14 protein-coding genes are annotated in these 12734 nt (G+C 36.4%); 7 read left to right on the forward strand and 7 right to left on the reverse strand.

Features of this window, described 5'->3' with window-relative positions:
* Positions 1-94: 94 nt before the first annotated feature.
* The 3 genes from IV494_RS07715 to IV494_RS07725 all read right to left on the reverse strand — a co-directional run bounded on the left by IV494_RS07715 (position 95) and on the right by IV494_RS07725 (position 2472).
* Complete coding sequence (locus IV494_RS07715; protein WP_196079589.1) at positions 95-916, reverse strand: dienelactone hydrolase family protein; 822 nt, start codon at positions 914-916, stop codon at positions 95-97.
* 86 nt (positions 917-1002) lie between these two features.
* Positions 1003-1869 carry a lipoyl synthase gene (gene lipA / locus IV494_RS07720; protein ID WP_196079590.1) on the reverse strand — a complete coding sequence of 289 codons (867 nt, stop codon included), beginning with the start codon at positions 1867-1869 and terminating at the stop codon, positions 1003-1005.
* Positions 1870-1914: 45 nt separating this feature from the next.
* Positions 1915-2472: an RNA polymerase sigma factor gene (locus tag IV494_RS07725; protein ID WP_196079591.1), complete on the reverse strand. Its 558-nt coding sequence runs from the start codon at positions 2470-2472 to the stop codon at positions 1915-1917.
* Between the two features lie 127 nt (positions 2473-2599).
* Between IV494_RS07725 and IV494_RS07730 the strand changes: the two genes are divergently transcribed.
* From IV494_RS07730 to IV494_RS07760, 7 genes are all read left to right on the forward strand, one after another.
* Positions 2600-2896, forward strand: a complete 297-nt coding sequence (locus IV494_RS07730; protein WP_196079592.1) for a hypothetical protein — start codon at positions 2600-2602, stop codon at positions 2894-2896.
* A 91-nt stretch (positions 2897-2987) separates the two neighbouring features.
* Positions 2988-3872: a DUF72 domain-containing protein gene (locus tag IV494_RS07735; protein WP_196079593.1), complete on the forward strand. Its 885-nt coding sequence runs from the start codon at positions 2988-2990 to the stop codon at positions 3870-3872.
* Between the two features lie 87 nt (positions 3873-3959).
* Complete coding sequence (locus IV494_RS07740) at positions 3960-4394, forward strand: RrF2 family transcriptional regulator (protein ID WP_196079594.1); 435 nt, start codon at positions 3960-3962, stop codon at positions 4392-4394.
* A 51-nt stretch (positions 4395-4445) separates the two neighbouring features.
* Positions 4446-6197 (forward strand): cbb3-type cytochrome c oxidase subunit I, encoded by a 1752-nt coding sequence (locus IV494_RS07745; RefSeq protein WP_196079595.1) that lies wholly within the window; start codon positions 4446-4448, stop codon positions 6195-6197.
* Between the two features lie 6 nt (positions 6198-6203).
* Positions 6204-7193, forward strand: a complete 990-nt coding sequence (locus IV494_RS07750) for a cbb3-type cytochrome c oxidase subunit II (protein WP_196079596.1) — start codon at positions 6204-6206, stop codon at positions 7191-7193.
* Between the two features lie 54 nt (positions 7194-7247).
* Positions 7248-7508, forward strand: a complete 261-nt coding sequence (locus IV494_RS07755) for a hypothetical protein (RefSeq protein WP_196079597.1) — start codon at positions 7248-7250, stop codon at positions 7506-7508.
* A gap of 10 nt (positions 7509-7518) precedes the next feature.
* Positions 7519-7932: a cytochrome C gene (locus tag IV494_RS07760; protein ID WP_196079598.1), complete on the forward strand. Its 414-nt coding sequence runs from the start codon at positions 7519-7521 to the stop codon at positions 7930-7932.
* A 65-nt stretch (positions 7933-7997) separates the two neighbouring features.
* Here the strand turns inward: IV494_RS07760 and IV494_RS07765 are convergent, their stop codons facing one another.
* The 4 genes from IV494_RS07765 to IV494_RS07780 all read right to left on the reverse strand — a co-directional run bounded on the left by IV494_RS07765 (position 7998) and on the right by IV494_RS07780 (position 12486).
* Positions 7998-8687, reverse strand: a complete 690-nt coding sequence (locus tag IV494_RS07765; RefSeq protein WP_196079599.1) for a hypothetical protein — start codon at positions 8685-8687, stop codon at positions 7998-8000.
* 89 nt (positions 8688-8776) lie between these two features.
* Positions 8777-10432 carry a ribonucleoside-diphosphate reductase subunit alpha gene (locus IV494_RS07770; RefSeq protein WP_196079600.1) on the reverse strand — a complete coding sequence of 552 codons (1656 nt, stop codon included), beginning with the start codon at positions 10430-10432 and terminating at the stop codon, positions 8777-8779.
* Between the two features lie 383 nt (positions 10433-10815).
* Positions 10816-11073 (reverse strand): hypothetical protein, encoded by a 258-nt coding sequence (locus tag IV494_RS07775; RefSeq protein ID WP_196079601.1) that lies wholly within the window; start codon positions 11071-11073, stop codon positions 10816-10818.
* A 438-nt stretch (positions 11074-11511) separates the two neighbouring features.
* Positions 11512-12486, reverse strand: coding sequence for a ribonucleotide-diphosphate reductase subunit beta (locus IV494_RS07780; protein ID WP_196079602.1), 975 nt, complete (start codon positions 12484-12486; stop codon positions 11512-11514).
* Positions 12487-12734: the final 248 nt, after the last annotated feature.

The following is a 12734-nucleotide window of genomic DNA, read 5'->3' on the forward strand; positions in this document are numbered from 1 at the left end:
CTGACCGCATTTGATCCAAATTCTAAAGATTAAGTGCGATAAAAAAACCCTCTTTTTTCAGAAGGCTTTCTTGAACTTAAAAGTGATTTGTTTTTTATTTAAATATATCTTTTAAAAACGTCTTCATATCATTCCAAGATTTTTCATTGGCTTCTTTATTATAAGCAACTTTTAAATTGAATTTTTTGCCTAATTCTGTTGACGCGGGATTTGTGAATGAATGAACTGCATTCGGATAATCAATGAAAGTGTATTTAATGTGCGAAGAATCCATTTGTTTTTTGAAAGCTGCAATTTCTTCTGGTGAAACAAAAGAATCTGCCGCACCATTGCAAACTAAAATAGGAACTTTATTATTTTTTGGTTTGATTCCAGTCATTAAATTTCCGTGAAAACTTACGACTCCTTTCAAATCGCTTTCCTGTCTTGCCATATTCAAAGCTTGCGCACCACCGAAACAGTAACCGATTACGGCGATTTTATTATAATTAGCATTTTCAAAATTGAGAATTCGCGCTTTTGCACCATCGAATATCATTTTGGCATTCACCGGAATTTTATAAAAAGGTTCGGTTAACTTTTGAGCATCGGTCGGATTATCTACTACTTTCCCATCGCCATATAAATCTACCGCCATTGCGAAATAGCCTAATTCTGCCAATTGTTTCGCGCGGTCTTTTGCATAATCTGTTAATCCCCACCATTCGGGAAGGATCATTAAAACAGGTTTCGCTTCTTTTGAACCTTCTGTGTACGCAACGAAAGATCTGTAATTTTTTCCGTCGATGTTATAGGAAACATCTTCAGTTTTTAATTTATTGGCCGAAGATGAATTCGTATCATCTGCAGCCGTTTTATCTTTGCAGGAAAATGCCATAAAAAAGAGAAACAGTGTCGAGATTTTCAGAAGTTTCATTGTTTTCGATTTTATGTTTTAAAAGTAACGAAAAAATCGCTACCAATTTTATGGTAACGATTTATCAATTTTGTATTTTGAATCCTTTAATGAATATGTTTTTCGGCGTGATAAGAACTTCTTACCAAAGGTGAACTTTCAACATGTCGGAAACCTAATTCTTTCGCGAAGAGTTTGTATTCTTCAAATTCCTCAAGGTCTACGAAACGTTTTACAGGCAAATGTTTTTTAGTTGGCTGTAAATATTGCCCGATGGTAATCACATCAACGTTGGCATTCCGAATATCTTCTATAGTTTGCATGACTTCCGATTTTTCTTCTCCTAAACCAAGCATCAAACCGGTTTTCGTACGATTTTGTCCGGCTTCTTTCATGTAACGGAGAACTTCGAGACTTCTTTCGTATTTTGCCTGAATCCGAACTTCTCTGGTTAAACGTTTTACCGTTTCCATGTTGTGAGAAATTACTTCGGGAGATACCGCAATTATTCTGTCGATATGTTTTGTGATTCCCTGAAAATCCGGAATCAATGTTTCCATGGTTGTCCCGGGAGAAATTCTGCGAACAGCATTCACCGTTTCAGTCCATAATATAGAACCCATATCTTTTAAATCATCGCGATCTACAGAAGTAAGAACGGCATGTTTAATTTTCATGAGTTTAATAGAACGCGCAACTTTTTCAGGTTCATCCCAGTTGACGTCTAAAGGTTTTCCTGTTTTTACACCGCAAAATCCACAACTTCTGGTGCAGATATTTCCGAGGATCATAAAAGTTGCAGTTCCTTCACCCCAACATTCGCCCATATTCGGACAACTTCCGCTTTGGCAAATGGTGTTGAGTTTATATTTATCTACCAAAGTTCGAAGTTCGCGGTAATTTTTTCCGGTCGGAAGTTTTACGCGGATCCATTTTGGTTTTTGAAGTGGTGTATCGAGAAGCGTTTCGTTCATCTTTAAAAGTAAGTTACAAATTTAGGGAATTTGGAATTGTTTTCATCAATCTTCGAACTCCTTTGTTTTCAATAATTCGGAGAGTACTTTTTTCGCACGCATGATTCTGACCTTTGTATTGGCGACAGTAATATTGAGTTCTTCCGCAATTTCCTTGATGCTTTTCTCTTCAAAAAAACGCAACCGAAGAATATCCTGATATTTAGAGTCTAAACTTTCTATAATGGTGACAATTTGTTTCTGATCTTCAGCTGAAATTAAAAGTTCTTCGGGTGATAAAGCGAAATGGTTTTTGAAATCATCGAAATTGTCCGTGGAATCTTCATTTTCGCGGCTTTTCTTTCGCCAGTAATCAATAACTGAATTTTGCGCAATGGTTAAAATCCAGGTTTTAAACTGAAAATTTGGATCGTAGAGATCAAGTTTCGCCAGAACTTTAGAAAAAACGGAAACGGTTAATTCATCGGCAACATTATCATTCTGTACTTTCTTCATCACAAAACTAAAAACATCAACCCAAAAAAGATTGATCAGTTGAGTTTGAGCCTTTTGATTTTTATTCTTAGCGAGGGAGATAAGCGTTATAAGATCTGTATTTTTCATTGCGAAAACAAATATAATCAAATTTAGAACTGATGACTAAAAATAGAAAACTTAGATAATATAGCATCTGTCTTTTTTAAAATTAATTTAAATTCCTTACTATTGCAAAGTTATAAAATCATATAAAATGAATCCAAAGAAAAAATATAAAAAACAGATCTTAAAATCGTTAAAAGAGCTTTCAATTTCAGAAAATGTATTGCTCGAAACGATGACTAATTTGATGTTATTAAAGGAATTAAAAGAAAATAATATTACTTTTAAAAAAGGCGACACGTTCTCTTTTGAAGATAATATTTTCGATTACAGCGAGGATAAAAATATCAGAAGAATCTCGAAACTTCGTAATAAAATGTTGAAAACGATGTTGAAACTGGTTGATAAAAATAAATTGAAAGATAAAGAAATCGAATTTCTGGCTTAAATTCAGTATTTCAAAATTCCCGATTTTACATCAAATAAAGATAATGATTTTTCAAAATTTCATTATCTTTATTTTTTAATTGACGTATCAAATGAAATTCGGACAAGTTGAAGACCCGTCTCAAGTTGATTTTACTCTTCCAAAAGATCATAAAAGCACTGCCAAAATTTTAAAAAAATCGAAAGCAAAAAGCCTTGAAATGTGTATTGGTTGCGCAAAATGGAATAAAACCGATCTGAAAGGCTTTTATCCAAAAGGGACCGAAGACGAACTTACCTATTATTCAACTCAGTTCAACTCGATCGAGCTGAACGCTACTTTTTATGGAATGCCGAGTGAAGAGCAAATTGCAACCTGGCGCGATAAAGTTCCGGCAGATTTCAAATTTTTCCCGAAAGTCACCAGTACGATTTCTCATTACCGGCGGTTAATCAATATCACAGATGTTGTTACAAAATTTGCGACCGCGGTTTTAAATTTTGATGAGAAACTGGGAATGGTATTTCTGCAGCTTCATAATAATTTCAAACCAAAAGATTTCGAACGGCTGGAAAAGTTTATTCAGGATTGGCCGAAAGAAGTTCCGCTTGCAGTTGAACTTCGAAATGAGGAATGGTTTTCTGATGAAGAAATCTTTAATAAAACCTGTGAACTTTTCGAAAAATTCAAAATCACCAATATCCTTGTAGATACCGCTGGAAGAAGAGATATGCTACACATGAGACTTACAACTCCTGTTGCTTTTATCCGCTATGTTGGTGCGAATGCCGAAAGCGATTATACGAGATTAGATGACTGGGTGGAAAGAATTAAGATCTGGAAAAATGAAGGACTAGAAAAACTCTATTTTTTTGTTCATCAAAATATTGAAAAAGCCTCTCCACTACTCTCTTCTTACTTTATTGAAAACCTCAACAAGGAATTTGGAACTGAAATTCATATTCCTGAAATGGCAGATGCAAAGACGAAATTTTAATTATCTGTTTTATAAATAAATTATATAGAGAAAATAAAAGATGCATTTGTCTTTTATTATTTTTTTCTGTACTAAATTAGCGAAATAATGTTTTCAAAATCATGCGAATACGGAATACGAGCTTCTATTTATATTGCTAAACAATCCTTAAAAGAGCGCAAGGTAAGTCAAATGGAAATTGCCAATGCAATTGCATCGCCGGTAGCATTTACTGCTAAAATTTTGCAGAAGCTGACGAAAACAAATGTTCTGCGATCGAGCAAAGGACCAAATGGCGGCTTTTTTTTAGATCAAAAAGATTTAGATGATGTTAAACTTTGGGATGTCATTCTTGCAATAGATGGTGACGGATTACTGGAAGACTGTACTTTGGGGCTTCGGAAATGTAATGCTTTTAAACCGTGCCCTATGCACAATAGTTTTGTTAAGATCAGAGCAGAAATAAGAGAAACATTAGAGGGTACTTCGCTGCGTTTTTTAGCAGAGGAAGTTTCTGACGGAATTTCATTTTTGAAGAGGTAAAAATTTTTTTCTCATAATAAAAGACAGATTTGTCTTCTAACTTTATTTTTTATGAATAATTCAATATTTGGAGAATCAGGGGTACAGATGACCATCTTGCTGGTTTTGGTTCCACTTCTCGCGGGTTTGGTAATTGCGATCGTAAAAACCTACGGAACCTATAAAAATTTGATCAGCAGAAGGAAACTGCACGAATTTGAAAAGAAAATGGCAACCATGTCTCCGGAGGAAATTGAGCAATATGAGCAGAGAAGAAAAGAGCTCGAATATCAACTTCCACAAAATGAATTATCAGGAAACCTTGCCGCTTCAGACGCAAAAGGAATTATCAATAACATTAACAAAATTGATGAGATACGCGTAATTCCTCATAAAAAAAGTCCACTTGCGCAAAATTATATTTCACCCGAACTTTCAAAACTAATTCTATATTTTTTAGGATTTTCTGTTCTCTGGCTTTTAGTTGGAACATCTGTGGGGGAATATCTTGGGATTAAATTTGTTGCTCCCGACGTTGATCATCAAAGTTGGCTAAGTTTTGGGCGACTTCGACCTGTCCACACCAATCTGGTTTTCTGGGGATGGTCTTCTTTTGCAATGGTCGGTTTATCTTATTATGTTATTCCACGAGTAAGTAATGTTGAAATTTTCAACTTGAAATTTGGCTATTACTCTTTAATACTGATGAATATAGCGGTGATTTCAGGATCAATTGCTTTGATGGCGGGAATGAATAATGCAGGTGGTGAATACCGCGAGTATATTTGGCCGATCATGGGATTATTTGCAGCGGGAATTATACTTTCTCTTTACAATTATTTAATGACGATCGCGCGGCGGAAAACTGAAGAAATTTATGTTTCCAACTGGTATATCGTTGCTGCTATGATGTATGTCGTGGTAATTTTAGTAGTTGCTTATTTACCTTTTTGGCAGCATGGACTGGGCGAGACTATTATTCAGGGATATTACATGCACCAAGGTGTTGGGATGTGGTTCATGTTCTTGACTTTAGGTTTGATGTACTATTTCCTTCCTCAACAACTGAACAGACCTATTTATTCCTACAGTTTAGGAATTCTGGCATTCTGGACACAGATTTTATTCTATACCTTAATAGGAAGCCACCACTTTATTTTCAGTGCGATTCCCTGGTGGATGCAAACAGTAGCCATTGTTGCGAGTGTTGGAATGGTGATTCCGGTTGTTGCTGGAACTACGAATTTTCTGTTAACCTTCAAAGGAAACTGGTACCAACTGAGATCAAGTTATACGCTTCCTTTTTATCTGATCGGAATTATTTTTTATTTTACCGGCTCCATGCAGGGAACTGTTGAAGCATTTCGATATACCAACCTGGTTTGGCATTTTACCGATTTTACGGTTGCGCATTCACACATGACGATGTATGGAATTATTACCTTTATGTTATGGGCATTTATCTACACGCTCGTTCCAAGATTAACAGGGAAAGAACCACCAAAAATCTGGGTCGGCATCCATTTCTGGCTCGCTTTGATCGGCTTAATGTTTTATATTATTTCTTTAATGATAGGATCTACCGAAAAAGGATTGCTTTGGATGGCGAAGAAACCTTTTATAGAAAGTGTAGTATTAATGGCGCCGTTCTGGTTGTGGCGAGCAATTGGTGGAACCATGATGTGGATCTCTCACTTTATTTTTGCTTATAATTTTTATAAAATGGTGAATGGAAGAGACGAAATTAAAATTCCAACTACACCAGCTGAAGTTTTGGCAGCAAAGAAAAGACTTCAAAACACTGAATTTATCCCAATTAAATAATTACACATGAATTTTTATAGTAATCATAAACTGCTATTTGGGTCTGCAATTGTATTTTTCCTTTTTTTGACTTTAAATATTGCTATTTTACCTGCGATTCAAAACCAGCAGGTTTATAAACCTTTGCCCAATTCAAAACCATTGACTAGAGATGAATTGGCAGGAAAAGCCCTTTATGTTGCAAACGGTTGTATCGCTTGTCACACTCAGCAGGTAAGAAGTGTTGAAATGGATAAAGTATTCGGTAGCCGACCAAATATTCCGGCAGATTATGCCAGAAATCAAAGAACTGATGTCTGGAGAAATACTGCAAATTTATTAGGATCTGAAAGAACAGGACCGGATTTGACTAATATTGGAGAAAGACAACCAAGTATCGACTGGCATTTGTTACACCTTTATCAACCACGAGCAGTAGTCGGTCAATCGATAATGCCGGCTTTTCAGTGGCTATTTGAGGAGAAAGAATATTTGGCAAAAGGAGATGTAGAAGTTAAAGTTCCCGAAAAGTTTCTCGCACACAAATTCAAAAAAATTGTTGCTAAAAAAGAAGCGCTTCAGTTGGTAGCTTACCTTTTATCTTTGAAACAGATCAAATTACCAGATGGAATTTTAGCACCGGAATTTTTGTACAAACAGACAGAAAAAGCTGCAGCAACAGTAGCAGCTGGAGCTTTACCAGATGGCGGTGAATTGTATAATGGAAATTGCGTTGCCTGTCACCAGTCTACCGGATTAGGTTTGCCGGGGGCTTTCCCACCATTGAAAGGAAGCCCTGTTGTACTGGGTGATGATTTAAAATTATATGTGACCATTATTATGAAAGGCTACAATGGAAGACCGGGATATGGTGTAATGCCGCCTGTTGGGACCAATGCTAATTTCACTCCAGAAATGGTGACCGCTTTGATGAATCACGAACGATCAAGTTGGGGCAATGCCGCAAAACCAGTGACTTTAGAAGAAGTTAAAAAAATATATGATGAGATCAAGTAACTTTATAAAAATATAAATTTCCACAGGCTCGTATAATCTTATAAAAATAGTATTATGAAAAATTATAAAAAAGTCATTTCATTTATATTCATATTGGCAGCAAACTTTGCCTTCGCTTGTGAAGCCTGCAAACTGCAGCAGCCAAAAATTACCCAAAGTTTCACCCATGGAAGCGGACCGGACAGTAAATGGGATTGGATGATTGTCGCAGTGATCGCGATCATCACGGTTTACACTTTGTTTTATTCCGTAAAATATTTAGTAAAACCAGGCGAGAAAAATAGAGATCATATCAAAAATTCTATTTTAAATTAAATTTAAAAAGATGACCAAAGATAAAACCACCGTCCTGCTTTTCATCGATGAAGATCAACAACCGATTGCTGATCTTGAGACTCCGATTGTTTTCGACTTTGATACTTCGAAACTGACCGATGGAAATCATACTTTGAAAATAGTGAGCAGATCACCTTCTGGCAGGGAAGGAATTCGCAAATTAAATTTCATTGTAAAGAATGGACCTGCAATTAGTATTGAAGGATTACAGGATGATGACATCGTTGAAGGGACTTTTCCCCTAATGATAAATGCTTACGACAAAGGAAATCTGAAAAGTTTTGTCATCGAAGGAAGCGAAACGCCACAAACTGTTCCTGTCTGGATGTGGGTTTTAATTATTTTGATCGCCGGCTGGAGTGCTTATTATGGCATCACCTATTTCAACGGATTTCCTATGTAGTTTTTATACTTTTCAATATTTATATCGGTTTCAAATGTTTTGAGACCGATTTTTTTGACTCAATTTTAAAACGTTGAGCAGTCAATATCAAAATTAAAATTTTGAACCTCCTCATTAGAAGTTGTTATCTGTTTGGTGACACTATGAATTACACTGTAATTTCCACCAACAAAGTAATAGAATTTCACATACATTACTGAGGATGGTTTTGCCAATAATTCAACAGAAACATTACCATCAGCTGCAACAATATCATTATTAAAAGTTCCACTCTCGGGAGTTAAAAGTGTTGCAACATAAAGCGGTGGATTAGCATTATTACTTACCTTTAAATTAAATTTTGCAGTGATAGGTTTCCAGGCATTTATGTCCTGAACATTAGTTTTGGCAGGATCTATTACAGAATTGCTGATCTTTTCCGCGATATATCCATCGCTGTTTTCAACTTTAATAAAATAGTTTAAATCCTGCTTCGCAGGATCATTAATATAATCAAATGAAATACGGTACAACCCATTTTGATCACTTCTAACACTTGCAACCTGTTCTGTTTTTATGCAACTCGCGTAACCGCAGTAATCGCGGTATTCTGTTTTCACACTGACCAAATAATTTGAAACGGGAATGTTTCTTTGGAAATCAAATACTTTTCCGGTCACCTCAGTTTTAATACCATCAGGCGATTTAATGATATCTTCCCTGCTGCTGCACGATATCAGGAAAAAACTGATATAAATTAAAATAATATATTTCATTTCCTTTTTTTAATTAAATATACTAAACTTTATGAAACAAAAAACCACAGAACTGATCTGTGGTTTTTAATATGATAAGATTGTAAAGTCTAAGCTTCACAACTTGAACAGCTCACAAAATTCACCATCATTTCTTTCGAAACGGAAGAACTTCTTTGGTAATACAACGTTTTCACACCTTTTTTCCAGGCTTCGATATAAAGGTAATTCACATCTTTTACAGGCATCGTAGATGGAATCTGTAAATTCAGAGATTGCGCCTGATCAATATACTGCTGTCTTTGGGCGGCCTGAGAAATAATTTCCATAGGAGAAATTTCTCTGAACGTTTTGAAAACTGCTTTTTCCTCGTCGCTTAATTCTTTCAGATTTTGCACAGAACCGTGATTCAACATGATCGTTCTCCACGTATCTTCATTGTCCAACCCTTTTTCCTGAAGCAATGTTGCGAGGTATTTATTCTTGCGCATAAAGTTTCCTTTTGCCAAACCTGCTTTATAATAATTCGAAGCAAAAGGCTCAATTCCCGGAGAAGTCTGACCTAAGATTGCGGAACTCGAAGTGGTCGGAGCAATCGCCATTGTCGTCGTATTTCGCATTCCGTAACCTTTCAATAATTCCGGTTCGCCGTAAATATTCGCCAATTCTTGGGAAGCAACAATTGATTGTTCCTTGATCTGACGGAAAGCTTTTGCATTAAATTGAGTCGCCTCAAAACTTTCAAACGGGATCATGTTTTTCTGCAAATAAGAATGATAACCCAGGACGCCTAAACCAAGCGCTCTGTGACGTAAAGCAAAGTTTCTCGCTCCTGTCAAATAATAATTACCATTCGTTTTTTCAATAAATTCAGACAAAACCGCATCTAAGAAATAGATCGCCAGTTTCACAGCATCAGTATCTTTCCATTCATCGTATAATTCTAAGTTCATGGAAGATAAACAACAGATAAACGATTCTTCTGCGCTCGAAGGCAACATGATTTCAGAACACAAATTACTTGCATTGATCGTCATTCCAAGATCTTTGTAAACCTGTGGTTTATTTCGGTTCACGTTATCGGTAAACAAAATATACGGCAAACCTTTCTGTTGACGACTCTCTAAAACTCGCGCCCAGATCTTACGTTTGTCCATATCGCCATCGATCATATCCTGCATCCAGTAATCGGGAACGCAAATTCCGGTGAACAAATTCTGAATCGGACTTCCAATATCTTTAATGGATAAAAATTCTTCAATATCTCCGTGGTCAACATCCAGATATGCTGCAAAAGCACCACGACGAACGCCGCCTTGCGACACCACATCCATTGCGGTATCATATAATTTCATGAACGAAACCGCGCCGGAAGATTTTCCGTTGTCGGTCACCGCAGTTCCACGATTTCTTAGTTCGCCAAAGTAACCGGAAGTTCCACCACCGATTTTCGTCTGCATGATGACTTCACCCAATTTGTGCGTAATTCCTTCGATATTATCCGGAACGTGAACATTAAAACATGAAATCGGAAGTCCTCTCTCTGTTCCCATATTTGCCCAAACTGGAGAAGAAAAACTGATCCACCCTTTCCTGATCATCTCTTCGAAAGCCGGTTGTAGTTCAGGTTTATATAATCTTTTTGCAGCGGCCGACGTAATTCTGAGAATCGCACCGTCTACAGTTTCGCCTTTTAACAAATAGCCACGGTTCAGCATTTGCTCCGATTCCTCGTTCAGCCACCAGATTTTCGATTGTTCTTCCATAGTTTTTTTCTCTAAAATGCACTGAGGTACATTGTGTTTTTTATTTTTTTTGAAGCATCAAATGCTTGCTTTTTATTTAAATTGTACCCGCTTTTCACTGTATCTTTTTTGTCATTGCGAAAAAAGTGAAGCAATCTTTACGGAGATTTTTGCAATCGCAATACCAAAAAAGGATGCCGTTTCAATCGGGGCTATTAATTTCTATATTTTTTCTTTCGAAGATTTCTAATTCCACAAAGAGGTCGCCGCGATGCGGCTCAATTCAAATGGTCTTTTTTAATCTAGAAAGGGTTCATCGCTATGCGGCTGCGGCGACTTGTACAAGTGTCTTATTTTTCCTTAAGTCTATCAGAGATTTTCAACTCTGCAGATTAAATCACCAACTATTTTTGTTTATAAGACTTAATAGCGTCATCCAGGATTTTCAATAAAGAACTTTGGACAGTCGTTACTTTTTGTGATTTATAAATTCTCATATCATTAGCAAAATTAGTATAGAAAGGACTCATAAAGTCAATATCCTTCAGAAGTCCTTCAATCTGAAGTAACATTTCGCTTATTGCGTCACTGTCTTTTGATAATTGAATCTTTTTATTTAAAATTTCTAATTGATCTATCTGGCTTGTTGAGGCTGTTTTCATAATAACAATTTTTGTGAAATTAATTTAGAGAATTATTCTCTACTAACCGATAAGTTACGATTTTAGTTTTAGTACGATCATTTCAATTTAGATGATCCAAATCTCAATTCACCAATTCTTTTTTACTTTAAAACTTGTCGACGCTCGCTTCGCTCGCGCCACTTTTTATCTTTATAAAACCCTGTCAAGGTTCCGAGCTGTAGTCAGAGGTAAAATCTACGAATAAGTTTTGGCTAAAGCCAGTCGCAACTTTTCTCTTTTCAAACGGACTAAAGTCCGTTCCTATTGATTTTTTCTTAAAACCGGATCGACGCTCGCTTCGCTCGCGCCCTCTTCTATTTTAAAATCCCAACTGCGCCCCGACTAGAACGAATCCCGATCTGAAATCGGAAGGGAGTGGAAGGTCTCGTCTTTTATGACGAGAGCGCCCAAATAAAACTAGAACAAATCGTTCGAAGTAATACTCTTATCGTGTTTTGTATAATCGACGGGTCTTTTTGCGAAGAAATCATCCATTGAGTTGGCGAAAACTTCTTCTTCAAACCAAACCATCGGGCGAAATTGCTCAGGCGTAATATTGTAGCGTTTTTTCATGCCGATATTCTTCAAACTATCATCAACACGATACTTCATGAAATTTAAAAGATCGTCTTTACCGATATTGTCGATTTCTCCCATCTCGAAGATCCAGTCCAGGATTTCTTTTTCCAATTCGATGGAATGATCGACCAAAGTATAAATATCTTCGATGTCAGAATCGGTTAACAGATCGGGTTGTTCTTCGCGGATCTTGTTGATCAGATACATTCCTGCGTTGGCGTGAATCTGCTCATCAACGGAAGTCCAGGCGATAATATTGGAAACATTTTTCATGTAACCTTTGAATCTTGTGAAAGATAAAATAATCGCAAACTGAGAAAACAAGGAAACGTTTTCAATCAAAATACTGAACAGCAAAAGAGAAGAAACATATTCTTTCGGCGTTGTCGAATTCGCGTGTTTTAAAACATTGGATAGGAAATCAATTCTTTTTTTGATCGCCGGAATTTCTACAACCTGATTAAACGAATCGTTGTATCCCAAAACCTCCAACAATCTTGAATATGCTTCAGAATGACGGAATTCGCACTCCGCGAAAGTTGAACCTAAACCATTCAATTCAGGTTTCGGCATGTGGTTGTATAAGTTTCCCCAAAACGTTTTTACAGAAACTTCGATCTGAGCAATGGCTAAGAGAGCATTTTTGATCGCATTTTTTTCGTGCGGTTCCAGTTGAGACTGAAAATCCTGCACATCTGCGGTGAAATCAACCTCGGAATGAACCCAGAATGATTTGTTGATGGCTTCTACGAATTGTAGAATTTCCGGATATTCGAAAGGTTTGTAGCTTACTCTTTTGTCAAAAATTCCCATGCTCGGTTGGTTTACAAATTAGATGTTAGTGATCATTGTGGACAAAATCAACGAATAGGTTAAAACGCTGATTTTCTGAATTTTAAAATAATTTTTTATCCACAATTCTCTGAAGATTTCTTCAGACGTGTGAATCACAAAAATAGAAAATTGATGTCTATAAAGAAAGGGCTAAATACTAAAAGTCTGACTTTGAACCTCAAAAGTTTTCCACAAAGACACACACCTTGCTCTGTTACTACATTTGC

The organism is Kaistella gelatinilytica (assembly GCF_015679325.1).
Classification (GTDB): Bacteria; Bacteroidota; Bacteroidia; order Flavobacteriales; family Weeksellaceae; genus Kaistella; species Kaistella gelatinilytica.

Bases quoted from the DNA above. Each gene is read 5' to 3' on its own strand.
- IV494_RS07715 (WP_196079589.1), bottom strand. From the start codon at position 916: ATGAAACTTCTGAAAATCTCGACACTGTTTCTCTTTTTTATGGCATTT.
- lipA (WP_196079590.1), bottom strand. From the start codon at position 1,869: ATGAACGAAACGCTTCTCGATACACCACTTCAAAAACCAAAATGGATC.
- IV494_RS07725 (WP_196079591.1), bottom strand. From the start codon at position 2,472: ATGAAAAATACAGATCTTATAACGCTTATCTCCCTCGCTAAGAATAAA.
- IV494_RS07730 (WP_196079592.1), top strand. From the start codon at position 2,600: ATGAATCCAAAGAAAAAATATAAAAAACAGATCTTAAAATCGTTAAAA.
- IV494_RS07735 (WP_196079593.1), top strand. From the start codon at position 2,988: ATGAAATTCGGACAAGTTGAAGACCCGTCTCAAGTTGATTTTACTCTT.
- IV494_RS07740 (WP_196079594.1), top strand. From the start codon at position 3,960: ATGTTTTCAAAATCATGCGAATACGGAATACGAGCTTCTATTTATATT.
- IV494_RS07745 (WP_196079595.1), top strand. From the start codon at position 4,446: ATGAATAATTCAATATTTGGAGAATCAGGGGTACAGATGACCATCTTG.
- IV494_RS07750 (WP_196079596.1), top strand. From the start codon at position 6,204: ATGAATTTTTATAGTAATCATAAACTGCTATTTGGGTCTGCAATTGTA.
- IV494_RS07755 (WP_196079597.1), top strand. From the start codon at position 7,248: ATGAAAAATTATAAAAAAGTCATTTCATTTATATTCATATTGGCAGCA.
- IV494_RS07760 (WP_196079598.1), top strand. From the start codon at position 7,519: ATGACCAAAGATAAAACCACCGTCCTGCTTTTCATCGATGAAGATCAA.
- IV494_RS07765 (WP_196079599.1), bottom strand. From the start codon at position 8,687: ATGAAATATATTATTTTAATTTATATCAGTTTTTTCCTGATATCGTGC.
- IV494_RS07770 (WP_196079600.1), bottom strand. From the start codon at position 10,432: ATGGAAGAACAATCGAAAATCTGGTGGCTGAACGAGGAATCGGAGCAA.
- IV494_RS07775 (WP_196079601.1), bottom strand. From the start codon at position 11,073: ATGAAAACAGCCTCAACAAGCCAGATAGATCAATTAGAAATTTTAAAT.
- IV494_RS07780 (WP_196079602.1), bottom strand. From the start codon at position 12,486: ATGGGAATTTTTGACAAAAGAGTAAGCTACAAACCTTTCGAATATCCG.